General features: G+C 61.2%; 23 protein-coding genes. 11 read left to right on the plus strand and 12 right to left on the minus strand.

Going from position 1 to position 23,967, the window contains the following annotated elements; all coding sequences use genetic code 11:
* The first annotated feature begins 14 nt into the window (after nt 1–14).
* Genes PSJ8397_RS02870 through PSJ8397_RS02880 form a run of 3 tightly spaced genes read left to right on the plus strand, consistent with a single transcriptional unit; the run spans nt 15 to nt 1,295 of the window.
* On the plus strand, nt 15–338 hold the full coding sequence (locus tag PSJ8397_RS02870; RefSeq protein WP_085863038.1) for a TfoX/Sxy family DNA transformation protein: 324 nt from the start codon (nt 15–17) through the stop codon (nt 336–338).
* A 40-nt stretch (nt 339–378) separates the two neighbouring features.
* Entirely contained in the window at nt 379–774 is a 396-nt protein-coding gene (locus PSJ8397_RS02875; protein ID WP_085863039.1) for a DUF4112 domain-containing protein, read from the plus strand.
* 35 nt (nt 775–809) lie between these two features.
* Nucleotides 810–1,295: a transglycosylase SLT domain-containing protein gene (locus tag PSJ8397_RS02880; RefSeq protein WP_085863040.1), complete on the plus strand. Its 486-nt coding sequence runs from the start codon at nt 810–812 to the stop codon at nt 1,293–1,295.
* A gap of 53 nt (nt 1,296–1,348) precedes the next feature.
* Here the strand turns inward: PSJ8397_RS02880 and PSJ8397_RS02885 are convergent, their stop codons facing one another.
* From PSJ8397_RS02885 to PSJ8397_RS02925, 9 genes are all read right to left on the minus strand, one after another.
* Nucleotides 1,349–2,173 (minus strand): DMT family transporter, encoded by an 825-nt coding sequence (locus PSJ8397_RS02885; protein ID WP_085863041.1) that lies wholly within the window; start codon nt 2,171–2,173, stop codon nt 1,349–1,351.
* A gap of 72 nt (nt 2,174–2,245) precedes the next feature.
* A complete protein-coding gene (gene ndk / locus PSJ8397_RS02890) occupies nt 2,246–2,668 on the minus strand; it encodes a nucleoside-diphosphate kinase (protein WP_085863042.1) in 423 nt (140 codons plus the stop codon).
* A 148-nt stretch (nt 2,669–2,816) separates the two neighbouring features.
* Nucleotides 2,817–4,325 carry a mannitol dehydrogenase family protein gene (locus PSJ8397_RS02895; RefSeq protein ID WP_235000549.1) on the minus strand — a complete coding sequence of 503 codons (1,509 nt, stop codon included), beginning with the start codon at nt 4,323–4,325 and terminating at the stop codon, nt 2,817–2,819.
* Nucleotides 4,325–5,104, minus strand: coding sequence for an L-iditol 2-dehydrogenase (locus tag PSJ8397_RS02900; RefSeq protein ID WP_085863044.1), 780 nt, complete (start codon nt 5,102–5,104; stop codon nt 4,325–4,327). The genes PSJ8397_RS02895 and PSJ8397_RS02900 overlap by 1 nt, the downstream gene beginning before the upstream one ends.
* Nucleotides 5,101–6,111 (minus strand): ABC transporter ATP-binding protein, encoded by a 1,011-nt coding sequence (locus PSJ8397_RS02905; protein WP_085863045.1) that lies wholly within the window; start codon nt 6,109–6,111, stop codon nt 5,101–5,103. The genes PSJ8397_RS02900 and PSJ8397_RS02905 overlap by 4 nt, the downstream gene beginning before the upstream one ends.
* Nucleotides 6,112–6,130: 19 nt before the next feature.
* Nucleotides 6,131–6,964: a carbohydrate ABC transporter permease gene (locus tag PSJ8397_RS02910; protein ID WP_085863046.1), complete on the minus strand. Its 834-nt coding sequence runs from the start codon at nt 6,962–6,964 to the stop codon at nt 6,131–6,133.
* A gap of 271 nt (nt 6,965–7,235) precedes the next feature.
* Nucleotides 7,236–8,174, minus strand: coding sequence for a carbohydrate ABC transporter permease (locus tag PSJ8397_RS02915; protein ID WP_085863047.1), 939 nt, complete (start codon nt 8,172–8,174; stop codon nt 7,236–7,238).
* Nucleotides 8,175–8,320: 146 nt separating this feature from the next.
* Nucleotides 8,321–9,610 carry an ABC transporter substrate-binding protein gene (locus PSJ8397_RS02920; RefSeq protein ID WP_085863048.1) on the minus strand — a complete coding sequence of 430 codons (1,290 nt, stop codon included), beginning with the start codon at nt 9,608–9,610 and terminating at the stop codon, nt 8,321–8,323.
* A gap of 113 nt (nt 9,611–9,723) precedes the next feature.
* Nucleotides 9,724–10,755, minus strand: a complete 1,032-nt coding sequence (locus PSJ8397_RS02925; RefSeq protein WP_085863049.1) for a LacI family DNA-binding transcriptional regulator — start codon at nt 10,753–10,755, stop codon at nt 9,724–9,726.
* Nucleotides 10,756–11,014: 259 nt separating this feature from the next.
* On the opposite strand from PSJ8397_RS02925, the gene PSJ8397_RS02930 reads away from it, so the two are divergent.
* A complete protein-coding gene (locus PSJ8397_RS02930; protein ID WP_085863050.1) occupies nt 11,015–12,877 on the plus strand; it encodes an ABC-F family ATP-binding cassette domain-containing protein in 1,863 nt (620 codons plus the stop codon).
* An 88-nt stretch (nt 12,878–12,965) separates the two neighbouring features.
* Nucleotides 12,966–13,592: a MarC family protein gene (locus PSJ8397_RS02935; protein WP_085863051.1), complete on the plus strand. Its 627-nt coding sequence runs from the start codon at nt 12,966–12,968 to the stop codon at nt 13,590–13,592.
* Nucleotides 13,593–13,604: 12 nt separating this feature from the next.
* Here PSJ8397_RS02935 and PSJ8397_RS02940 read toward each other — a convergent pair whose 3' ends face one another.
* Both PSJ8397_RS02940 and PSJ8397_RS02945 read right to left on the minus strand, forming a co-directional pair.
* A complete protein-coding gene (locus tag PSJ8397_RS02940; RefSeq protein ID WP_085863052.1) occupies nt 13,605–14,063 on the minus strand; it encodes a DNA polymerase III subunit chi in 459 nt (152 codons plus the stop codon).
* A gap of 43 nt (nt 14,064–14,106) precedes the next feature.
* On the minus strand, nt 14,107–15,585 hold the full coding sequence (locus PSJ8397_RS02945) for a leucyl aminopeptidase (RefSeq protein ID WP_085863053.1): 1,479 nt from the start codon (nt 15,583–15,585) through the stop codon (nt 14,107–14,109).
* Nucleotides 15,586–15,745: 160 nt separating this feature from the next.
* Here PSJ8397_RS02945 and lptF point away from each other — a divergent pair, with 160 nt between their 5' ends.
* The 6 genes from lptF to rsmA are packed head-to-tail and all read left to right on the plus strand — an operon-like array spanning nt 15,746 to nt 23,198.
* Nucleotides 15,746–16,876 carry an LPS export ABC transporter permease LptF gene (gene lptF / locus PSJ8397_RS02950; protein WP_085863054.1) on the plus strand — a complete coding sequence of 377 codons (1,131 nt, stop codon included), beginning with the start codon at nt 15,746–15,748 and terminating at the stop codon, nt 16,874–16,876.
* Nucleotides 16,873–17,967 (plus strand): LPS export ABC transporter permease LptG, encoded by a 1,095-nt coding sequence (gene lptG / locus PSJ8397_RS02955; RefSeq protein WP_085863055.1) that lies wholly within the window; start codon nt 16,873–16,875, stop codon nt 17,965–17,967. The genes lptF and lptG overlap by 4 nt, the downstream gene beginning before the upstream one ends.
* Nucleotides 17,967–20,096, plus strand: coding sequence for an LPS-assembly protein LptD (locus PSJ8397_RS02960; protein ID WP_143515326.1), 2,130 nt, complete (start codon nt 17,967–17,969; stop codon nt 20,094–20,096). Before lptG ends, PSJ8397_RS02960 begins: the two co-directional genes overlap by 1 nt.
* Before the next feature lie 14 nt (nt 20,097–20,110).
* Nucleotides 20,111–21,352 carry a peptidylprolyl isomerase gene (locus PSJ8397_RS02965; protein ID WP_235000550.1) on the plus strand — a complete coding sequence of 414 codons (1,242 nt, stop codon included), beginning with the start codon at nt 20,111–20,113 and terminating at the stop codon, nt 21,350–21,352.
* Nucleotides 21,352–22,359: a 4-hydroxythreonine-4-phosphate dehydrogenase PdxA gene (pdxA, locus tag PSJ8397_RS02970; RefSeq protein WP_085863056.1), complete on the plus strand. Its 1,008-nt coding sequence runs from the start codon at nt 21,352–21,354 to the stop codon at nt 22,357–22,359. The genes PSJ8397_RS02965 and pdxA overlap by 1 nt, the downstream gene beginning before the upstream one ends.
* Nucleotides 22,356–23,198, plus strand: a complete 843-nt coding sequence (gene rsmA / locus PSJ8397_RS02975; protein ID WP_085863057.1) for a 16S rRNA (adenine(1518)-N(6)/adenine(1519)-N(6))-dimethyltransferase RsmA — start codon at nt 22,356–22,358, stop codon at nt 23,196–23,198. Before pdxA ends, rsmA begins: the two co-directional genes overlap by 4 nt.
* Before the next feature lie 253 nt (nt 23,199–23,451).
* Here the strand turns inward: rsmA and PSJ8397_RS02980 are convergent, their stop codons facing one another.
* Entirely contained in the window at nt 23,452–23,964 is a 513-nt protein-coding gene (locus tag PSJ8397_RS02980; RefSeq protein WP_085863058.1) for a DUF4167 domain-containing protein, read from the minus strand.
* Nucleotides 23,965–23,967: the final 3 nt, after the last annotated feature.

Below are 23,967 nucleotides of genomic sequence, written 5' to 3' on the forward strand. Positions count from 1 at the left end.
AGTACCCTTGGGGCATGAGTGAGATTTCGACCATCCGCAACCTCGGCCCTGCCATGCAGGAGGCGTTCAATGCCGTGGGCATCATGACCGCCGAACACCTGGCTGAAATGGGCGCGGACGCCGCCTATGCCCGCCTTCTGGAAAATGGCCACCGTCCCCATTTCATAGGCTATTATGTGATCCACATGGGGTTGCAGGGACGTCCGTGGAATGACTGCAAGGGGGAGGAAAAGAAGGCCCTGCGCCGCAGTTTTGATGCCCTGAAAGCCCGCCACTTCAACACCGAAAAATCCGAACTTGATGCGTTCATGGATGAAATCGGGCTGGTTCAGAAATGACATCGCACGGAACCCGCTGGCGCGCCGCAGGTTGGGCCATATGACCGAAAACGACATCGACATTGAACAACTGGAACGGTTGGCCACCCGCATGGACGCGCTGTTTCGCGTGCCGGGCACCACCATCGATGTGGGGCTTGATGCGGTCCTTGGTCTGGTGCCGGTGGTGGGCGATGCGCTGGCGCTGGCCCCGTCGATCTATATCTACCAACAAGGCCACCGCGCCGGCGTGCCCAGCACCACCAAGGGGCGGATGTTGGCCAATATCGGCATCGACTGGCTGATCGGGTCCATCCCTCTGGTCGGTGACATCTTCGACATCGGCTATAAAAGCAAACTGCGCAATGTGGCCTTGATCCGTCAGCATCTTGAAGCGACAGGCAGGCTTCCGCCCAACGCGGCCCCCGCCCTTCCGAAAGACCCAAGCCCCCGTTAGACGTATCGGCGCCCCCCTGTCGTCTCGGATCGCCCATGCGCCTCGCCCAGCCCCTTATCCTGCCCCTCATCCTGACACTCGCCGCCTGTGCCACAGCGCCTCAGGCCCCGCCCGCGCCTGCGCCGGTCGCCCTTTATCCCGGCGAGACACCGCAAATGCGCGCGCTGATCGTGAAATACGCCGCCATCCACGACATCCCCGAAGACCTGCTGCATGCGGTCATCCAACGCGAAAGCGACTACCGCGCGGACGCGCGCAACGGCCCCTATTGGGGGGTGATGCAGATCCTGCCCGAAACCGCGCGCGGCATGGGTTTTACAGGTCAGCCTGCGGACCTTTTGGATGCCGAAACCAGCCTGATCTACGCGGGCCGCTATTTGCGGGGCGCGTGGCTGCTGTCAGATGGCGACATCCAGACGGCTGTCATGTGGTACGCCCGCGGCTATTATTATGAGGCCCGCGACCGCTGCATGTTGATTGAGACCGGCCTGCGCACCCGCGAAGTCCGCCGCGACTGCTAGCGAGCAGTGCGACTGCTAGCGGGCACTGCAACTGCCAGCATGGTGTTCGGTGCCTAGCGTTTCAGCACCGCAACCGCGATCCCGCCCAGCACCACGGCCCCCGCGATGACAATCTGCACTGTGATAACCTCCCCCAGAACCAAGGCACCTGCGACCAAGGCGATGACCGGCACGCTTAACTGTGCGACGGCGCCGGTGGTGGCCGCGATCTGTGGCAGCACACGGTACCACAGCGCATAGCCCAGCCCACTGGTCACCGCGCCGCAGACCACCGCAACCCCCACGCCCCACAGGGACCATCCGGCCCCCAAGACCATCAACAGGGCCGCGACGGGGGCCAATAAAACAAAGCTCCACGCCATATCGCCAAGGGGGTCCCGCGATCCGCGTCCGCGCAGGGAAAACACGCCCCAGCCTATGCCCGACAGCACCATGAACGCGCAGCCGACAGGGTCCAGCGCCAGCGCCTCGGACGGCCACAACACCCACGCCAGCCCTGCCATTGCCAGCGCCATGCCAACCAGCTGACGCGGCGTCGGGGCCACCCCAGACAAGGCCGATCCCGCAAACATCGTCACCTGCACGACCCCAAACAAAATGAGAGCTCCCACCCCCGACGGCAATGTCAGATACGCCACCGAGAACGGCACCAGATAGACCAACAGCGCCCCCGCTGACGTCATCCGCGCGCGGTCCAGCACCGGCCAGACAGCCCCGCGCAGGCTGACCAAAAGCGCCAGCATCGCCGCACCGCTGGCCAACCGCAGCCCCGAAAACAACACCGGATCCATGCCAAAGACGTCAATGCCCGCACGGCTCAGCACCGAATTGGCCGCGAAATTGACCATCACCAACGTAATCAGCAAAAACAGGGTCATCGGGGTGGCCTTTCAAAACAAAGGCCCCGCCGGATCTCTCCGACGGGGCCCTGACTTCAAACGCTAATGCGCTTAGCCGACCAGCTCAAGACCGGAGAAGAAGAACGCGATTTCTTCCGCAGCCGTCTCAGGCGCGTCGGACCCGTGAACGGAGTTTTCGCCGATGGACAGAGCGAATTCTTTGCGGATCGTGCCGTCAGCGGCGTCGGCTGGGTTCGTGGCCCCCATCACTTCACGGTTCTTTGCGATGGCGTCTTCGCCTTCCAGAACCTGCACGACGATCGGCTCGGAGATCATGAACTCACACAGCTCATCAAAGAACGGGCGCTCAGAGTGCACACCGTAGAACTGCTGCGCCTGTGCCAGCGTCAGCTGGATGCGCTTGGAGGCGACGATGCGCAGACCGGCCTCTTCGAACTTGGCCACGATCTGGCCAGTCAGGTTGCGCTTGGTGGCGTCGGGTTTGATGATGGAGAACGTACGCTGAATAGCCATGATAAGACCTCATTGGTTGAATTTGGCGCCTGCTAACATGGGGTGCCGCCGTTGAAAAGCGGCGTTTTGGGACAAGACGGGGCCGCGGCCACCATTGTGGGGCCAGCCCCCCTTTTCTGTCGTCACCACAACAGGCGCAATTGGCTTATTAATGCAACGCTTGGCCATGTCCTTGCGCGAATGTCTCCAACGTCTGAAGGACGCCAACCTCATTGAGAGAGGCAACGGCCTGTGCAAACGCCCGCGCGAACCGGTCGTCATCCGCAATCGAACCATAAAACTGGCGCTGTTCCAGCCACAGCTGCGGGTCGGATTGGGCCTGAATGGCGGTCGCATGCAGATCGTCCCACACCGGATCATTGGCCGCAATGTCGCTGCCATCCTCGCGCGTACCGGCGCACATTTTCGCCCACAGCGCCTGACTGAGGGCCAGCCCCTCCAGATCTGCGCCCGCAGCAATGGCGTCGCGAATAACGGGGATCACAGCGCCGGTGTGGCGCGAAGACCCGTCAAACGCCACACGGCGCACCGTGTCATGGATCGCGCGGTTGCGGAACCGATCCGCGACCAGATCAATATAGGTCTCAGCCGGCACGCCTGGCACAACATCCACATGGGGCGCAATTTCGGTCAGCGACACGACGCGCAAGAACTGGGCGATGGCGGGCGTCGCCATGGCCTCTGCGATGGTGTCCAGCCCCAAAAGATCTGCGGGCGCCGCGATGATCTGATGTCCGCCATTCAACAGACGCAGTTTCATCGCCTCATAGGCATGCACCTGATCCGTCAGCGTCACATCGACCTGTTCCCAAGGGGGACGGCCCGCGCAAAAACGATCCTCCATCACCCATTGGCGAAAGTTCTCATGGGTGACGGGGGCGCGGTCATTCACGCCCAGATCCGTTACCAAAGCGCGTTCTTTTGGCCCCGTGGCGGGCACGATGCAATCGACCATGGAATTGGGGAACATCACTTCCTGTGCGACCCAATCGCCCAGATCAGGGTCGGCCAGTGTGGCCAGACCGATCACAACATCCGCCAAAATCGCGCCATTGCCCGGCAGGTTGTCGCAGCTTTGACACGTGAACGGCACATCCCCCGCCGCGCGGCGCGCCTTGAGGGCGGCGACCATGGCCCCGAACACAGTGCGCGGGCTGTTCAGGTTCGCGGCGTCATGCTGCATGTCCGCGTGGGACGGGTCGAATTTCTTCGTGGCGGGATCAAGAAAATACCCCCCTTCGGTCACGGTCAGGGACACGATCCGAATGGCCGGATCGGTCATTTGCCCGATCAATGGCCCGTGGCCGTCCTCAATCGGCAGATAGTCAATCATTGATCCCACGACCTCAGCCGAGGTGCCGGACGGATCAAGTTCAATCAACGTCGTCAGGCAGTCCTGCGCCAGCAGGCGGTCGCGCTGATCTGCGTCCTCAACGCGGACACTCGCACCGATGATCGCCCAATCATGGGCCAGCCCCTGTTCCATCAGACGGTGCAGATACCACGCCTGATGGGCGCGGTGAAAATTGCCCAAACCCACATGAACAATACCGGGCGTCAGCGCGGCACGGTCATAGGTGGGGCGTTTGATCTGCGCGGGCAGTTGGTCAAGCGTTGCATTGCCCAAAGGGGTTGGCAGCGTTTTCGGTTTTGTCATCAGCTCATCCATTGGCCACCATCCACGTTGTAGGTTTGCGCGACGATATAATCGGCCTCATCGCTGGCCAGGAAAACGGCCATGCCCGTCAAATCTTCGGCCAGCCCCATCCTCCCAAATGGGACGGCCGCGCCCACTTCGGCCTTTTTCTGGCCGGGGGACTTGTTCTCATATTTGGCAAAGAAGGCATCAACGCCGTCCCAATGTTCGCCATCAACCACCCCGGGCGAAATGGCATTCACGTTGATGCCGTGTTCGATCAGGTTCAGCCCCGCCGATTGCGTCAGACTGATGACGGCCGCCTTGGTGGCGCAATAAACCGCCACCAAAGGCTCGCCCCGGCGTCCGGCCTGGCTGGCCATGTTGATGATCTTGCCGCGTGTGCCGTTTGCAATCATGTGCCCCGCGGCAGCCTGCATCGTGAACAAGGTGCCTTTGACGTTGATGTCAAAAGTCCGGGCATAGTCTGCCTCGGCGATTTCAGTGATCGGGGCGGCGGTGAACACGGCAGCGTTGTTGATCACAATGTCGATGGGGCCAAAGCCACCAAGCGTCGCAGCCTCGATCGCGGCCTCGATGCTTTGGATGTCCGCCACATCCATTTTGACGGCCAGACAGGCATCTGTGTCGATGTCAGCTGCGGTTTGCGCCGCACGGTCCACATCAAGGTCGGCAATGACCACCCGCGCGCCTTCCGCCACATAGCGGGCAGCAAAGGCGCGCCCGATGCCGCGGGCGGCACCGGTGATCAGGGCTGTCTTGCCGGCCAAACGTGTCATGACATCCGCAGCCCCTCTGCATCAAAGCGGTGCATTTCGGCCTCACGCGGCCGCAGATGGATGGCGTCCCCATGGCGCAACGCCACATTGCCAACGGCCCGAACCGTCATCGTCTCCGCCAGACCGGTTTCATGGATGTGGAAGAACGTGTCAGAGCCCAGATGCTCGGCCACGCCGACGGTCCCGCTCCAGATGCCCTCACCCGGCCCTTCGACCACATCGATGTGCTCGGGACGGATGCCGACGGTCGTGGCCCCCCGCTGATCGGCCTCTGGACCTTCGATAAAGTTCATCTTGGGGGAGCCGATGAAGCCCGCCACAAACAGGTTGCGCGGCGTGTGATACAGATCCAGCGGAGAGCCGACCTGTTCGATCACACCCGCCTGCAGCACGACAATTTTGTCGGCCATGGTCATCGCCTCAACCTGATCGTGGGTCACGTAGATCATGGTCGTTTTCATCCGCGCATGCATCTCTGTGATCTCGATCCGCATGCCCACCCGCAGGGCGGCGTCGAGGTTGGACAGCGGCTCATCGAACAGAAACGCCGACGGGTCGCGGACAATCGCACGGCCAATGGCCACACGCTGACGTTGCCCCCCTGACAGTTGTCCGGGCTTGCGGTCCAGATAATCCGTCAGGTTCAGGCTTTCGGCGGCGGCCATGATCCGCTTTTCCTGCTCCGCCTCGCTCATCCCTGCCATCCGCATGGGGAAGGCGATGTTCTTGCGCACGGTCATGTGGGGGTACAGCGCGTAGGTTTGAAAGACCATCGACAGGCCCCGTTTTGACGGCGACACCTCGGTCATGTCTGCGCCGTCGATCAGGACGCGGCCCGATGTGGTGTCCTCCAGCCCTGCGATCAATCGCAGAAGGGTGGATTTACCGCAGCCCGACGGGCCGACAAAGACCGCAAATTCGCCGTCTTCGATGGTGAGGTCCAGAGGGGGGATCACTTGCGTTTCCCCAAAGCTCTTGGTGACTTGTTCGAGAACAATGCTTCCCATTCTTCTATTCCTTTGAGGTCTATTTGACGGCGCCGAAGGTCAAGCCTTGGACGAGTTGTTTCTGGCAGAACCAACCGAGAACCACGATGGGCCCCACGGCGGCGGTTGAGACGGCCGATAATCGGCCAAAGAAAAGCCCTTCCGGTGCGCGGTTGCCTTCGATCAACTTCGATAAGGTCGCAGCATCGGTGGTTGTCAGTCGCACGGTCCAGTAGGCTTCGTTCCAGCAAAAGATGAAACACAGCAGCGCGGTTGAGACGATCCCGCCCCAGGCCAGCGGAATAAGGATCTCACGGACCTCACCCCAGGTGTTCACACCGTCCATCTGCCCCGCTTCGATGATCTCTTTGGGGATCTCTTTGAAGTAGGTGAACAGCATCCAGATCACGATGGGCAGGTTGATCAGCATCAAAACCACGATGATCAGGAACTTGGTGTCAAACAGCCCAAGGCTCTTGGTCAAAAACGTCATCGGATAGAGCACCGCAGCGGCGGGCAACATCTTGGTGGACAGCATCCACATCAAAATATCCTTGGTGCCGCGCGCGGGGTTGAACGCCATGGCGTAGGCGCAGGGGATCCCCACGGCGAGGGCGAAGATCGTGGCGAAAACAGCCGTGATGATGGAGTTCTGGGCAAAGCGCCAGTAGTCATAATTCTCCGTCATATTGAGGTAGTTTTCCAACGTCGGGGTGAAGAAAAACAGATGTTCCGGCTTCACCGCGTCCGCGTCCGTCTTAAAGCTGGTCAGAACCATCCAGAAGATTGGGAAGAAGAACAGCAGCCCGACGATCCAGGCGAAGGTCGCCCGTGAAATTCGGCCCCGGCGGGTAGATTGTGCAACGATAGCCATTAGGAGTGTCCCCCATGATTCAGACAGCACCAGCGCGTGTCGAAAAGCGTTTCTGACGAGGAGTTCGAGGCGCCGCGTTCTGGTTGATCGCAAGGCGCGAAGGACGACGGCAGAGACGCTTTTCGCCGCGCCCCGTAGGGGTTTCGCAAGTCTTCGCAGATCCCGCGTCTTTGCCGTTTGAAAGGGGGCCACCCTGTCTGCACGTCAAATCCTTGGCTCTGCGAAGATTTGACTGAAACTGGTGTTGTCTGGATCATGGGGGACACTCCTCCTACTCCATCAATGTCTTGCCGACCATCCGCAAAAGGAAGATGGCGACGATGTTGGCGAGGATGACGGCGAAGATACCTGTGGCCGAAGCCGCGCCAATGTTGTTGTTTGCGAATTCACCGATCAGATAGGGCAAGTTCTTGTTGCCATTGCCGCGGCTGACGATCTCGATTTCAGCATAAAGCGACAGATGAAAGATCGCCTGGATCATCACCACAATCGCAATCGGTCGGCCCAGATGCGGCAACGTCAGAAAGCGGAACATGGACCAGGTGCTTGCGCCATCCAGAATGGCCGCTTCTTTCTGCTGCTGGTCCTCGGACTGCAGCGACGTCATGAAAATCAGCACCGCGAAGGGCGTCCACTGCCATGTCACCATAATGATAACCGCAATGGCAGACGTCTGGGTGGCACGGAACGAAATCGGCTCAATCTGGGGCCAAAGGTTGAAAAAGCCCCCCACCACGGGCGCTGTGCGCAGCCCGTCAATCACGTCGTTGATGCTTTCCACCGCGATGCCCTGAAGGCCCAGCACCGGATCAAGGATCATGTTGATCCACAGCACCGCATTCACAGCGGGCATCACAAAGAAGGGCGAGATCAACAGCACACGGACGATCCCGCGGCCCGGAAAGGCCTTGTTGATCAGCACGGCAATCAGAATACCAAAGATCACCGTCAAAAACAGGATCGAACAGACAATCACCAGGCTGTTCTGGATGGCCAGAAGGAAGTCTTTGTTATTGAGAACAAAGTTGTAATTCCCGAAACCGCGCCAGTTGCTCAGGGACGGTGATGTCCATTCCGGACGGCTCAGAGAGTTCAGCACATAGCGGATGAACGAGAAATACAGCGTCATGCTGAGCGGGACGAGCATCCAGATCAAAAGCAAGATCACTGCCGGGGTCTGAAGCAAACGTGGAAGGCGTCGATTTGACATAGCTTTATCCCTCATGGCGAAACGGTTTTGCCGTTATGCCCTGTGTCGCGTGACGTGAATATTGTAAAATTTCGGACCCGTTTAAGCGCAGGGGGGGCGCAGGATGGACACGCCCGGTGATGTCACCGGGCGTGTCCGAGAGGGGCTTAGTAGCCAGCCTCGGTCATGATTGCTTCAGCAGCAGCCTGTGCGTCGGCCAGTGCGTCTTCAACAGACTTGGCACCGGACAGGGCAGCAGCCATTTCCTGTGCAACTGCGGAACCCACTTCTGGGAACTCAGGGATAGCAGCGAACTGAACGCCAACGTATGGCTTCAGATCTGTTGCTTCTGGTGCAGCGGATTCGATGGCGGCCAGCTCGGCGTCAGCGAATGCAGCAGCTTCCTGGAACTCAGGGATCGCGTAGGTGGATGTACGTGTGCCTGTTGGAACGGAGCCCCAACCGAACTCAGGGTGGTTGCCCACAGCCTGGATGTACTCTTTGGATGTTGCCCACTCGATGAAGTCAGCAGCAGCTTCGGCATTTGGGGAACCGGCAGGAATTGCCATGGCCCATGCCCACAGCCAGTTCGCGCCCACTGGGTTACCAGCGTTTGGCGACTGTGCGTAAGCAACACCGTCTACTTCCAGGAAGGACGCAGCGATTGTCGCGTCGATCCACATGCCGCACTTGCCTTCGTTGTACAGCGCCAGGATCTCGTTGAAGGAGTTGCCTTCGGATCCGGGAGGGCCATATGTGCCCAGCAGGTCAACGTAGAAGTTGATCGCAGCATTCCACTCGTCGCTGTCCAGCGTCGGCTTCAGGTCTGCGTCAAACCATGCGCCACCAAAGGAGTTCACAACAGTTGTGATGAACGCCATGTTGTCGCCCCAGCCTGGCTTGCCGCGCAGGCAAACACCATAGACGCCGTTGTCGGGGTCATGGATGGCTTCAGCGGCAGCGCGGATGTTGTCCCAGCTGTCGTTGTCAGCAATGGTGACACCAGCGGCGTCTGTCAGGTCCTTGCGGTACATGACCATCGAAGATTCGCCGTAGAACGGTGCAGCATAAAGCGTGCCGTCAGCGGACAGACCGTTGCGGATCGCTGGCAGCATGTCGTCGACGTCATAGTCAGCACCGAATTCCAGTGCTTCGATCCAGCCTGCCTGACCCCAGATTGGGGCTTCCTGCATGCCGATGTTGATGATGTCGTACTGACCGCCACCGGTGGCTGTGTCGGACGTGACCTGCTCACGCAGAACGCCTTCTTCCAGTGCAACCCAGTTCAGGGCAACGCCGGTTTCTTCGGTGTAGGCTTCGGCCACGGTCTGCATGTTGATCATGTGACCGTTGTTCACGATAGCAATGGTGAGTTCTGTGTGACCGTCGGCCTGTGCGCCAAGGGTCGAGGCGAGCGTCAGCGCTGTTGCGCCAACAAGTGCTTTCTTAAGCGACATCCTGTTCCTCCCTAGATTGGATGATGTCTAACGGTAGTGGCAGTTTGTACGCGGCGTCAACAAAAAGTTTTCACGCGTAAAGTTTTTATTAAAAACTATATAGAATCAGATTCTTAGGCAGATCCGCGCATCACCAAACGCCCCTCAAACAGGGCATTTTCTGGCGGCAGGTTGTCATCAGGCGCATCCGCCATCGCAAGAATCGCGGCCACGCTGCGCGCACCAATCGATGTGTAGTCCTGCGAAATCGTCGTCAGGCTCGGGCAGGTGTATTTCGCAAAGGGATGATCATCATGCCCCGCAATCCGCAACGGGCTATCCGCGCCCAGACCCACCTTAATGTCCGCTTCAAACGCCGCAGACAACAAACCAATGGCCAATCGATCATTGGAACACAGGATCGTATTGGTCTGCCGCGTCTTGGACGCCAGCATCTTCGCCCCCTCACGAGACCCGATCTCCTCGAAATCCCATCCCTCCCCCGGAACGCGGACAAACGCAGGCTCAAACCCCAGCCGCTCCATCGACGTCTGATAGGCATGTCTGCGGCGCAGCGCGTTCGGGTTGATCGGTGTTTCCATTTCGAAAAACACCGGCGGCTCCCCGGTTCGGCACAGGTAATCCACAATCAAGCCGATACTTTGGGTGTTGTCTGACCCGAAGAACGCCGCCTCCACCCCCTCAAGGTTTGCGTCAAACAGAACCGTCGGGATTTCCTCCGCAAAGGCCGCGACCGCATCCGCATTGGACGCGCGCCCCAAGGGCGCCAGCAAAACGCCCGCCGGTTTGATCGACCGCAAACTGTCCAGATTGGAAATCTCCTGCTCCGGCCCGCCATGCGAACTCAGCAACAGCGGATTGTAGCCCGCCTCAAGGATCAGCCCCTCAATCGTGCGCGCAATGGCCGCAAAAAACGGGTCTGTCAGGTTTGGCACAACCAGACCGATATTGCGCGTGCGCCGCCGGTTTTGGTTGATGGCATAGATGTTGGGCCGGTAATCGTGCTGCTCCAGCGCCGCCTCGATCTTGCTGCGCGTAGAGGGCCGAACACTCTCAGCGTCATTGAAATACTTCGACAAGGTCGGACGAGAGATGCCACTGACCGCCGCAAAGTCGACCATGTTTTTGATTTTTGAGGTCGTCATAGTCCATCTTTCCACGCGTCGGCGTAACGAAAATAAGCAAAGCCGCCACCGCTTACTTTACGCGCGAAAAGAATTTGAGCAAGAATGTAAATGATGAACCTGCGTGCGCCCAACGCGCGCCCAAAGGATACCAACGCCCCGCAGTGCTGATTTTCATAGGGACGACCCCGCTCTACCACGCATCGACCCCGCCCTACCCCGCATCGACCCCGCCCCACCACACATTGACCCCGCCCCCGCCCCGTGGCACTGCCCCCTCATGTTACGCATCTCAGACATCACCTATTCCGTCGAAGGCCGCACGCTGCTGGAAAACACCTCGGTCGTCATCCCGACAGGTCACAAAGTGGGCCTCGTGGGCCGCAACGGCACCGGCAAAACCACGCTCTTTCGCATCATCCGCGGTGAAATGGTGCTCGATACCGGCGACATTTCCCTGCCCAAGGGTTGGAAAATCGGTGGCGTCAGCCAAGAGGTGCCGGGCAACGAAGTCTCCCTGATCGACACGGTTCTGGCCGCCGACACCGAACGCGTGGCCCTTCTGGCCGAGGCAGAAACCGCCACCGATCCGGGCCGCATCGCCGACATCCAGACCCGCCTTGCCGATATCGACGCTTGGTCGGCTGAGGCCCGCGCCTCCGCCATCCTCAAGGGGCTCGGATTTACCGCCGACGAACAGCTACAGCCCTGCTCTGCGTTCTCAGGCGGCTGGCGGATGCGCGTGGCATTGGCCGCGGTCCTGTTTTCTGAGCCTGACCTGCTGCTGCTGGACGAGCCGACAAACTACCTCGACCTCGAAGGCGCCCTCTGGCTTGAGGCGTATCTCGTCAAATATCCACACACCGTGCTGATCGTCAGCCACGACCGCGAACTGCTCAACCGCTCGGTGGGCGGCATTCTGCATCTCGAAGACAAAACGTTGACCTATTACACCGGCAACTACGATTTCTTCGTCAAACAGCGGGCCGAAAAACGCGCTCTGCTGACCGCCGCCGCCAAAAAGCAAGAGGCCAAACGCGCCCACCTTGAGGCCTTCGTCACCCGCTTTAAGGCCAAGGCCTCAAAGGCCAAACAGGCACAATCGCGTGTGAAAATGCTCGAGAAAATGGAAACCATTCGCGCGCCAGAAGACGCCGCGCGGACCGTCTTCACCTTTCCCAAACCCGAAGAACTCAGCCCGCCGATCATCGCCACCGAAGGCGTCGCGGTGGGCTATGATGACACGATTGTTCTCGATAAACTCGATCTGCGCATTGATCAGGACGACCGCATCGCCCTGCTGGGGCGCAACGGCGAAGGCAAATCAACACTCTCCAAGCTGCTGTCGGGCCGTCTGGACAAAAAGGGCGGAAAATTCGCCGCGTCGTCCAAACTGCGCATCGGGTTTTTCGCCCAGCATCAGGTGGATGAGCTGCGCGTGGACGAAACCCCACTTGACCATCTCTTCCGCGAACGCGCCCATGAGGGCGGCCCTAAACTGCGCGCGCGACTGGCGGGCTTCGGCCTCGGCGTCGATCAGGCCGAAACCCCTGTGGGCCGTCTCTCCGGCGGCCAAAAAGCGCGCCTGTCTCTGCTACTGGCCACCCTCGACGCGCCGCACCTTTTGATCCTCGATGAACCGACAAACCACCTCGACATCGAATCCCGTGAGGCCCTGGTCGAGGCATTGACCCGCTATTCCGGCGCCGTGATCCTCGTCTCCCACGACATGCACCTCCTGAGCCTCGTGGCCGACAGGCTCTGGCTTGTGAAAGACGGCCGCGTCAAACCCTACGATGACGACTTGCAGGCCTACCGCCGCATGCTCCTGACGCCCGACACCCGCAAACAGGACAAAACCAAGGCCGCAAAACCCAAACCCGAAAAACCCAAAATCACCCGCGACCAACGCCTCGCGCTGAAGGCCGAGGTCCGCAAATGCGAAGACCGCGTCAATAAAATCAACGACATGGCCGACAAGCTTAGCAAAAAGCTGGCCGACCCCGCGCTCTATGAAGACAACCGCGTGGGAGAGCTCGAAACCTGGAACCGCAAATACGCCGAAGTCCGCGAGGCGATGGAAAAAGCCGAAAGCCTCTGGATGGCCGCCCTCGAAAAACTCGAAAAAGCGGACTCGCCCTGACAGCCAGCCGAGGAGGGCGCAGTCCTGCCCCCCGTTTCGCTGTTTCAAAAATATGCACATCCACGTCTGACCTCAAGAAGCCCCCTCCATGGATCCAAACTTCCTCATCACCGCCTTCGTCGCCCTGTTTGTGGTCATCGACCCCATCGGCCTTGCGCCCTTGTTCGTGGCGCTGACCGCAGGCATGTCACCGGAAAAACGTCGCCGGATCGCAGTCCGCGCGACAGCCGTGGCCGTGGGCGTGTTGCTGGTGTTTTCGATCTTCGGCGAAGGCATCCTCAACTTCATTGGCATCTCCATGCCCGCGTTCCGTATTGCGGGCGGCATCCTGCTGTTCCTGACCGCCCTCGATATGCTCTTCGAACGCCGCCAAAAACGGCGCGAGGATCAGGCCACGGATGACGATGACGAGCCCGACGATGACCCGTCCGTCTTCCCCCTCGCCATCCCCCTGATTGCAGGGCCCGGTGCCATTGCGACGGTCATTCTGCTGATCGGCCAAACCGAAGATGCCGCAGGCTATGCTTCGGTCATGGCTGTCCTCGCGGCCGTTCTGGCCCTGGTGTTCTTGATGTTTCTGATCGCCAGCCAGTTGGAACGTCTGCTGGGCAAAACAGGCATCACCGTGGTCACACGACTGCTGGGCATGCTTTTGGCAGCCCTGTCGGTGCAATTCGTCCTGGATGGTTTGCGCGGTTTCGGGATCGGCGGCTAAAATTATATAATTTTAGCGTTCCGCCTTCATCTCCCAGCGTCCACTTTCCTGGCTCCAGTATTGGGCCTTGCAGCCCGCATCGGTCAGCGCCTTCCACTGCACCCGCGCGCGCGCCACAGCATCCCCGTCGTGCCCGTCAAAAATCACACAGGCCCGTTCAGACGCCCGAACTTCATCCGGCGTCACATCGGCCCCATCCACAGACATCACACAGGTCGGCGCATTGGCCGCCCCCTGCCCCGTCGTCAATAAAATCGGCTGATCCGCGTCGTGATCACCGCCCGCCAGACCGTGGGGCAAAAACCCCTCCGGCGGGCCTGCCCACAACGCCTGATCCAACCGCGCCATTGCGGCCGGATCCGTCCCACGCACCTCAATCACCCAGCCCGCCTGGCGCGATTTGTCCAGCAACATGGCCAAGGTCTGCGCGACGCTGGCTTGGGTCAGGTGATAAAAGTAAACCGCCCCCATCTGCTAGCCTTTCGCGCAGACGGCCGGCAAGACTGGATAAGCGTCACGTTTCATAATCATCCGCAATCAATCGGTTCAGCGCCATAACACCCCAGCCCGTGGCCCCCGCAGGCGCCAGCGCTGTCTCCGCCTTGACGGACGCGACACCGGCAATATCCAGATGGATCCACGGCGTGCCCTCTTTGATGAACCGTTGCAGGAACTGCGCCGCCGTGATGGATCCCGCATCGCGCCCGCCCACGTTCTTCATATCCGCAATCCGCGACTTCAGCTTGGCATCATAAGCCGCGCCCATGGGCATGCGCCACGCGCCTTCATGTTCGGACGCCGCCGCCTTCAGGAACCGGTTGCACAGCGCGTCATCATTGGAAAACACGCCTGCGTTCTCATGGCCCAAGCCAATGATGATGGCCCCCGTCAGGGTCGCCAGGTTGATCACGCCCGTGGGCTTGAACCGCTCTTGCGCGTACCACAGCACATCGGCCAGCACCAAACGTCCCTCGGCGTCGGTGTTGATCACCTCAATCGTGTCCCCTTTCATGGAGGTCACCACATCGCCGGGCCGCGTGGCGCGGTCGCTGGGCATGTTTTCCACCAACCCCACAAGCCCCACGACGTTGGCGCGGGCCTTGCGCAACGCCAGCGTTTTCATCACGCCAGACACCACGCCCGCGCCACCCATATCCATGGTCATATCTTCCATGCCGCCCGCAGGTTTCAGCGAAATGCCGCCCGTGTCAAAGACAACGCCCTTGCCGACCAAGGCAAACGGGGCCTCATCGCCGCCGCCATTCCACTGCATCACCACCACCTTGGACGGGGACGCAGACCCAAGGCCCACACACAACAGCGACCCCATGCCAAGCTCTTCCAGCTTGTCTTCCTCCAGCACCTCAACCGTCAGGCCAATCGCCTCCATCTCCTTGAGACGATTGGCGAATTCCGTGGTGGTCAGGTGGTTGGCGGGCTCATTGGTCAGATCGCGGGTGAAGACCACGCCTTCCGCCACGGCCATCATCACATCGGCCGCCGCGCGCACCTCATCGGGCTGATTGGCCATCACGTCAATCGCCCCCACAGGGTCTGCATCTGCCGTCTTGTGCGCGGTAAACGTATAGCCGCGCAACGCACAGCCATAGGCCACGTCTGCCATCCGCCCGATGCTGCCGCCCAGGATCAACACATCATCGGTGCCGCGCGACTTGGCAATGGCGGCACCGGCTTTGCGGGCCACCTCAACCGATGGGCGGCGACCCATCTTGATCAGAATGACCTTGGAGGCCGCAATGCCCACCGGATAGGCCATGGTCAGGGCCTCACCCTCTTTGGCCTTCTCGAACGCCTCGCTTTCGACAACCCGCACAAGGGACTTTTTCGTCAGCGTGCTGACCTTGCGCGTCCCCTGATCCAGCTTGCCGTCCGGCGTGGCGAACACCACGATGGCACCGGTCCGGTCGGCCAGCACAGCAAGGTCGGTTTCGTGGATCGTGACAGTCGGCAAAGGGCTGGACAATTCGGTCATAAGACACCTGTGTTTTCATGTGAATTTCATCTGCTTGAGCAATAGCTAGCCTGCCTCCCGCCCCTTGACCAGACAGCACTTGGGTTGGGACGGCAAATGGGATAACATTGACGTCAATGAGCGCCCGACTTTACGGGCCACAACGCGAGGGGTAGGATCAGTGGCACGTTTTGACCGCTATATGCTGTCGCAATTGCTGATCCTGTTTGGCTTTTTCTCTCTGATCCTTGTGCTGATCTATTGGATCAACCGCGCTGTGCGCTTGTTTGACCAACTGATCGCGGACGGCCAATCGGCATGGGTGTTTTTGGAACTGACGTCGCTGTCGCTGCCCTCCATCATCCGCATCGTTCTGCCGCTCTCGGCCTTTGTGGCGGCCGTTTACGTCACCAACCGCATGAGCCAGGAATCAGAGCTGACGGTCGTGCAGGCCACCGGCTATTCGCCCGCGCGCCTCGCCCGCCCGGTGATCTACTTCGGCGCCATCGTTGCCCTTTTGCTGTCCGCGCTGGTGCATGTCCTTGTGCCCCTGTCCACGACCCAACTCAGCGAACGACAAGAGGAGATCTCCCAAAACCTCACGGCGCGATTGCTGACGCCGGGGCAGTTCCTGACGCCCTCAGACGGGGTGACCTTCTACATCCGCGACATCAGCTCGAACGGCGAGATGCTGGATATCTTCATCTCCGAGGCCACAGATCCCGCCCGCCGTGTCACCTACACCGCGTCGCGCGCTTATCTGATCCGCACCGACAACGGCCCACAGCTGGTGATGGTGGACGGGTTGAGCCAAACCTATGACGTGGCCACCAACCGTCTCGCCACCACAGGGTTTGAGGATTTCGCCTATGACGTCAGCACCCTGATGTCCGAAGACAACGCCCGAGCCCGGTCAGCCAGCGGCCTGTGGACGTGGGAGCTGTTGAACCCCACCCCCGCCATTCTGGAAGAAACCGGCGCAGAGGCCGACGCCTTGCGTCTGCGCGGCCATGACCGTTTTGCGCAGACCGCCTTGGGGTTTGTCGCAGGCCTTGTGGGCTTTTCGGCCCTGGTCGCCGGTGGGTTCAGCCGCTTTGGCCTCTGGCGGTCGATCATGTTTGCCGTCGGCCTTGTGGTGGTGCTGAAAATCCTTGAAAGCACAGGCGCCAGCATTGCGCGGGGCAATCCGCAAACCTTGTGGCCGTTCGTGTATCTGGCCGGCGTCGGCGGCATCGCCATCTCGGGACTGTTGCTGCACATCGCCGCCCGCCCCTATTTCTTCAAACGCAAACCGCGCGGGATCACCCCATGATCCTGCACCGTTACTTCGCCCGCCGGTTCGCCATCACCTTTGCCGCAACCTTCGGCGGGTTCTTTCTGCTGATGTTGCTGATTGATCTGGTCGAACAGCTGCGGCGCTTTGGCGGCGATGCCTCCTTCGCAGAGGTCTTGCAGCTCAGCCTGCTGAACCTGCCCGACGGGCTGTATGGCATTATGCCCCTGATCATGGTGCTGGCAACGATTGCCATGTTTCTGGGCCTCGCGCGGTCCTCTGAAATGGTCGTGACGCGGGCGGCGGGGCGCTCTGCGCTCAAGGCGCTGATCGCGCCCATCATCGTGACCTTGTTGATCGGGGCTGTGGCCGTGGCCGTGTTCAACCCACTGGTCGCCGCCACATCCAAAGAATTCGAAGCGCGCGAAGCGGCGCTGAAATCCGGCGGCCCGTCGGTGCTGTCCATTTCGTCTGGCGGGCTGTGGCTGCGTCAGGGCAGCGACACCAGCCAAACGGTCATTCGCGCCGCGCGCACAAATCTGGACGGCACCGAACTGCAGGACGTCACCTTCCTGACATTCACCCCCACCGGCGGCCCCACCCGCCGGATCGAGGCCGCAACCGCCACCCTGACCCCCGGCGCATGGACACTGATCGACGCCAAAGTCTGGCCGCTGGACCGCGCCCGCGTGGCCGAACAATGGGCCACCACCCACGCCGAATTGCGCATCCCCTCAACCCTGACAGCGGATGAGATCCGCGACAGCTTCGGCGCGCCCTCCTCTATCCCGATCTGGGAACTGCCCGCCTTTATCGATCGGCTGGAGGTCGCGGGGTTTTCCGCCACCCGCCACGCCGTCTGGATGCACATGGAACTGGCGCTGCCCCTGTTTTTGCTGGCGATGGTGCTGATCGGGTCGGCCTTTACCATGCGCCACCAACGGGGCGGACGCACGGGCGTCATGGTCCTTACAGCCGTGCTCATTTGTTTTGCCCTGTTCTTTTTGCGCAACTTCGCGCAAATCTTAGGAGAGAACGGGCAAATCCCCCCCATTCTGGCGGCCTGGGCCCCGCCCATCGCCGCCATCGGGGCAGCCTTGGGCCTGCTGTTGCACACGGAGGACGGCTGATGCATCTGCGTCTGCTGCTGGCACTTTTGCTGGGCCTTTTCGCCCTGAAGGCCCCCACCGGGGTGGCCGCCCAGTCCGCCGCTACGCTTGTGGCCGACAGTGTGTTCATTCCCGCAGGGGGCCAGACCCTCGTGGCCGATGGCAATGTTGAGGTGTTCTTTGACGGCACGCGGCTCAGCGCGCGGCGGATCACCTTTGATCAAACCGCCGACCGGCTGACCATCGACGGGCCCATTTTTATCGTCACACCCGATGGAACGATCCTGAACGCCGATCAGGCGTCGCTTGATCCACGGCTGGAAAACGGCATCCTGCAAGGCGCGCGGCTGGTGCTGAACCAACAGCTGCAACTGGCGGCCAACCAGATCGACCGTGTGGGCGGGCGGTACACGCAACTTTACCAAGTGGCCGCCACGTCGTGCCACATCTGCGCCACCGGTGAAACGCCGCTGTGGGAAATCCGCGCCCGCCGCGTCGTCCATGACCAAGAGGAACGTCAGCTTTATTTTGATGACGCCACCTTTCGTGTGGCAGGTGTGCCGATTTTCTACATTCCGCAAATGCGCCTGCCCGATCCCACGTTGACCCGCGCCACGGGCCTTTTGATCCCGCGCCTGCGCACCACGGATAACCTTGGGACGGGGATCAAACTGCCGTATTTCATCCGGCTGGGCGACCACCGTGACCTGACGCTGACGCCCTATCTGTCGACCTCGACCACCACGCTTGAAGCCGCCTACAGACAGGCGTTTTTGCGCGGTAATCTGGCGATCGAAGGGGCCGTCACACGCGATGACCTGACCGACAACACCCGCGCCTATCTGTTTGCGGACGGCATTTTTGATCTGGGCCGCGATGTGATCCTGCGGTTTGACGTCGAATATACCTCAGACGATGATTACCTGCTGGAATACGACTATTCCGACAAGGACCGACTCGACAGTGAAATCTCTGTCGAACGGGTCCGCGACCGCGACATGTTCCGCGGCTCCCTCACCTATTTTTCGTCCCTGCGCGACGGGGAACCCTCCGAGACGTTGCCGCCCCTGCTGGCCGACGCCCAATGGGAACGGCGCGTGACACCCCGTTGGGGCGGCACCTTTACCTTCACCTCGGACTTTCAAGCGCACTACCGCGAAACAACGGCGCAGGCGACCGCCACCGATCTGGGCGGGCGTGATGTGGCGCGGCTGGGCTTTGGCACCGCCTACCGGCGCGATCTGGTCACAGACTTCGGCCTCGTCGCGGATGCGAGCCTCGGCTTCGACATCGATTTTTACAACGTGGCCGACGACACCGTGACCGGCGATACCCTGCGCAGCACCGGCTTTGCCCAAACCACGCTGCGCTATCCGTTGGTGCGGCGCACAAGCGGCGCGGTGCATGTTCTTGAACCGACGGTGCAGCTGGCCTGGTCTGCCGTCAATGGCGATGCTGTTGTCAATGAAGACAGCACCGCCACCGAATTTGATCAGGCCAACCTGTTTGCGCTGTCGCGCTTTGCAGGGGAGGATGCGGTTGAAACAGGGCTGCGCGGGGCTGCGGGCCTGACATGGACACGCAGAGGCAACGGCGGATGGGACAGCACCATGACCATGGGCCGCGTGTTCCGCGACACCGGGGCGGCCAATTTCTCGCGCAGTTCCGGGCTGGCGCAAGCCACATCTGATTGGCTCGTGGCAGGCCAGTTGCGCGTTCCGATGGGGCTGGCCCTGGACGCGCGCCTGATCCTTGATGACGCATTCGAAGTCACCAAATCCGAAGTGCGCGGCAGCTGGTCAGGTGGCAAACTGGACCTTGAGGCCAGCTATATCTTCCTGCCCGCCGACACCTTCGAAAGCCGATCCGACAAAGTGTCCGAATGGACCATCGACGCCGATTACCGGTTCGATTCCACATGGTCTGCGGGCCTCAACGCACGCTACGATGTCATCTCAAACAGCCCCAGCCGCACAGGGCTTGAGGTCGGCTGGCAAAACGAATGCGTGACGGTGGATTTTTCGGTGTCGCGCCGCTTTACAACTTCGACTACACTTTCGCCAAGCACGGACTTCGGTTTGTCCATCGGGCTGAACGGCTTTAGCGCCGGACGCAGCGCGGACGTACCGGCACACCAGTGCACGCAATAAGGAATACCTCTTCGATGACCGCACATTTTCGCCCCCTCCTGCGCGCCCTGACAGTGGCAACAGCCGTGGCCACAGCCGCCCTCGCGCCCAGCCTTGCCCCGACGATGGCAACCGCCCAATTCGGCCCCGCGATCACCGTCAATGGTGACGTGATCAGCCAATACGAACTGTCCCAGCGCGAAGCCATGCTGCAGGTCTTCCGCACGCCGGGCAATCTGGCAGATGTGGCCCGCGAACAGCTGATCGAAGACCGCCTGAAACTGTCTGAATTGCGCCGCGCAGGCCTCAGCATCACCGACGAAGGTCTGCGCACCGCCATGGCGGAATTTGCAGGCCGCGCCAATCTTGAGTTGGACCAATTTATCACGCTGCTCGGCCAGCAAGGCGTGTCCGAGGAAACCTTCCGCGACTTCGTGCTGATCAACGTCAGCTGGCGCGACTACATCCGCAGCCGCTACGGCGACCGGGCCCAAGTCTCCGAGGCCGAGATCGATCAGGCGTTGGGGCAAGCCGACGCCTCCTCGGGCATCGAAGTGCTGTTGTCGGAAATCATCATCCCAGCCCCCCCGCCGCAGGCCGCCCAGGCCCGCGCCACCGCAGACCGCATCAGCCGCCTGACCTCCACAGCCGCGTTTGAGGCCGAGGCCCGCCGCGTCTCGGCCCTGCCCTCGCGCACCCGCGGTGGGCGTCTTGACTGGCTGCCTATCACCAATTATCCGCCCGCATTGCGCGGCCTTTTGCTCGATCTTGCCCCCGGTGAGGTCACGGCCCCCATCCCGATCACCAACGGCGTGGCCCTGTTCCAGATGCGCGGCGTCCGCGAAGTGCCCCGCGCGGCACAAGAACCCGCCGCCATTGAATACGCCGCCTTCTACATTCCCGGCGGTCTCAGCGATCGCGGCCTGCGCGAAGCGGCCCGCGTCGACGCCAATGTGGACACGTGCGATGACCTGTATGGCATCGCCCGCAATCTGCCCCCCGAACAGCTGGAACGGGATGTGTTGCCGCCCTCTGACATCCCGCAAGACGTGGCGATTGAACTGGCCAAGCTGGACCCGGGCGAGACCTCTTATGTGCTGACCCGCGCCAACGGTGAAACGCTGGTGTTTTTGATGATGTGTGGCCGCACGCCCGCCTTGGGCGAAGGACAAGACCGCGACGCGATCCGCAATCAGCTGCGCTCGCAGCGGTTGGGCACCTTCGCGGATGCCCTGCTTGCCGATCTGCGCGCCGCGTCGACGATCACCTTCAACTGATGCAACCCATCGCAATTTCCTGCGGGGAACCGGCGGGCATCGGGCCCGAAATCGCCGTGGCGGCCTGGACGGCCTGCCGGGGTGAGGTTCCGATGGTCTGGCTGGGCGATCCCAGCCACCTGCCCGCAGGGACCGAATGGCAGGCCGTAGCAACGCCCGCTGAAGCGGCCACCGCCACGGCCTTCCCCGTCCTTCCCCGCGATTTCGGGGCACCACGGGTGCCGGGCCACCCCACCCCCGCCCACGCCCAAGGCGTCATCGATGCGATCGCAGACGGCGTGTCGCTGGTGCAGACGGGACAATGTTCCGCCCTGTGCACCGCCCCCATCCACAAAGAGGCCTTGATCGACGGCGCAGACTTCGCCTACCCCGGCCACACCGAATTTCTGGCAGCCCTCGCAGGGCGCGACAGCGTGGTGATGATGCTGGCCTGCGACATGCTGCGTGTGGTCCCTGCGACCATCCATATCCCATTGACTGAGGTGCCCAGCCAGCTTTCAGCGGCCAGTCTGACCGATACCATCCTGATCACCCATGCGGCTCTGATCCGCGACTTCGGCATCCCCAAACCCCGTTTGGCGGTGGCCGGCCTGAACCCGCATGCAGGCGAGGGTGGCAAAATGGGGATGGAGGAGATTGACCTGATCGCCCCAACCCTCGACGCCCTGCGCGCCGAAGGTCTGGACATCACCGGCCCCCTGTCCGCCGATACGATGTTCCACCCCGCCGCCCGCGCGACCTATGATGCGGCGATCTGCATGTATCACGATCAGGCCCTGATCCCGATCAAAACGCTGGATTTTTCGTCCGGCGTCAACGTGACCCTTGGCCTGCCCTTCGTTCGCACGTCGCCCGACCACGGCACCGCATTTGATATCGCGGGCACCGGCACTGCCGACGCGACCTCCATGATTGCTGCCCTGCGCATGGCCGCCCAGATGGCATCGGCGCGCCAGACGGAAAGCGGCCCTCCGGGGGGAGTTTTGTTGGGTCAGATGAAGACATGAGCATCGACACCCTCCCGCCCCTCAGACAGGTTATCGACACCCATGGGCTGGCCGCGAAGAAATCCCTTGGGCAGAACTTTCTGCTGGATCTGAACCTGACAGCCAAAATCGCGCGGCTGTCGGGCGACAACACAGGCCATGATGTGCTGGAGATCGGCCCCGGCCCGGGCGGGCTGACACGCGGCCTGTTGGCCGAAGGCGCGCGGTGCGTGCTTGCCATTGAAAAAGACGAGCGCTGCCTGCCTGCCTTGGCTGAGATCGCCGCGGCCTATCCCGAAAGGCTTGAGGTGATGTGCGGGGACGCCCTTGACGTCAATCCCCTCGACCATTTGACACCGCCGATCCGTGTGGCGGCCAACCTGCCCTATAATGTGGGGACGGAACTTCTTGTACGTTGGCTTACCCCGCCTGCCTGGCCGCCCTTTTGGGAAACATTAACCTTAATGTTTCAACGGGAGGTCGCCCAAAGGATCACGGCCGAACCTGGGTCCAAAGCCTACGGACGTCTTGCCATCCTCGCCCAATGGCGGGCCGACGCGCGCATCGTACTAAACCTTCCGCCTGAGGCTTTCTCGCCGCCGCCCAAAGTCTCGAGTGCTGTCGTCCACCTCACCGCCCTGCCCGCGCCGCGCTATCCTGCGGACGCAAAGATGTTGCAGCACGTCACCGCCACCGCCTTCAACCAACGTCGCAAAATGCTGCGCGCTTCTCTCAAAGGCCTCTCCCCCGCAATCGAAGACCATCTGGGGGCCGCCGATATCAAACCGACAGACCGCGCCGAACAGATCGATCTGGAACGTTTTTGCGCGCTGGCCCGCTCCCTCAAATCTGAAAATTAAGCACGCAGATCTCGGATCATTCTGCACCTGGCTGGCCACACTGGGACGGCTCTGAGACGGATGTGGGGCGGCTTTGCTTCTTTGGGTCAAAAATACCTCCGCCGGAGGCATCCAACAGCCCAACACACGCCCCCCCAAGACGGGACGCGTCGCCTCGTCACACCAAAAAATAATGACGCGCGGCAGCGCACATTTTGGTTGGTCCAACGAAAAAGCCCCCGACCTATGTGGGGGCTTTTCGCAATCTGCTGACTTACTCGGCGGCCTCTGGCGCATCGGGCGCCTCGCTGGCCTCCGCGTTGGCGTCAGCCGGTGGTTGCTCCGCCTTTGGTTTCGGCTTACGGCTGCGCCGCTTTTTGGGCTGCTCTTCGGGAGTTTCGACCAAGCCGGCCTCCCCCTCATTCTCACCGCCCGCAGACGCCTCTTCCTGCGCCTTGAGGCGTTCCGCACGTTCGCGGTCACGCTCCGCCTGACGTTCGCGGTTTTGCTTTTCCTGCTCTTCGCGCTTGGCGTCGATCTCTTTTTGCGCCTCGGCCAGCATCCGCAAATAGTGCTCTGCGTGCTGGGCGAAGTTTTCAGCATTCACACGGTCGCCAGCCAGGACCGCATCGCGGTGCAGCTGGTTGTATTTCTCGATGATCTGCTGCGGCGTGCCGCGCACCTTTCCTTCGGGGCCAGAGCTGTCAAACACACGGTTGACGATATTCCCACCAGAGGGGCGGTTGTTGCGGTTCTTGTTCCGCGAACGGGACCGAGAAGATTTCATAAG

The sequence above is a fragment of the Pseudooctadecabacter jejudonensis genome (genome assembly GCF_900172275.1).
In the GTDB taxonomy this organism is placed as follows: domain Bacteria; phylum Pseudomonadota; class Alphaproteobacteria; order Rhodobacterales; family Rhodobacteraceae; genus Octadecabacter; species Octadecabacter jejudonensis.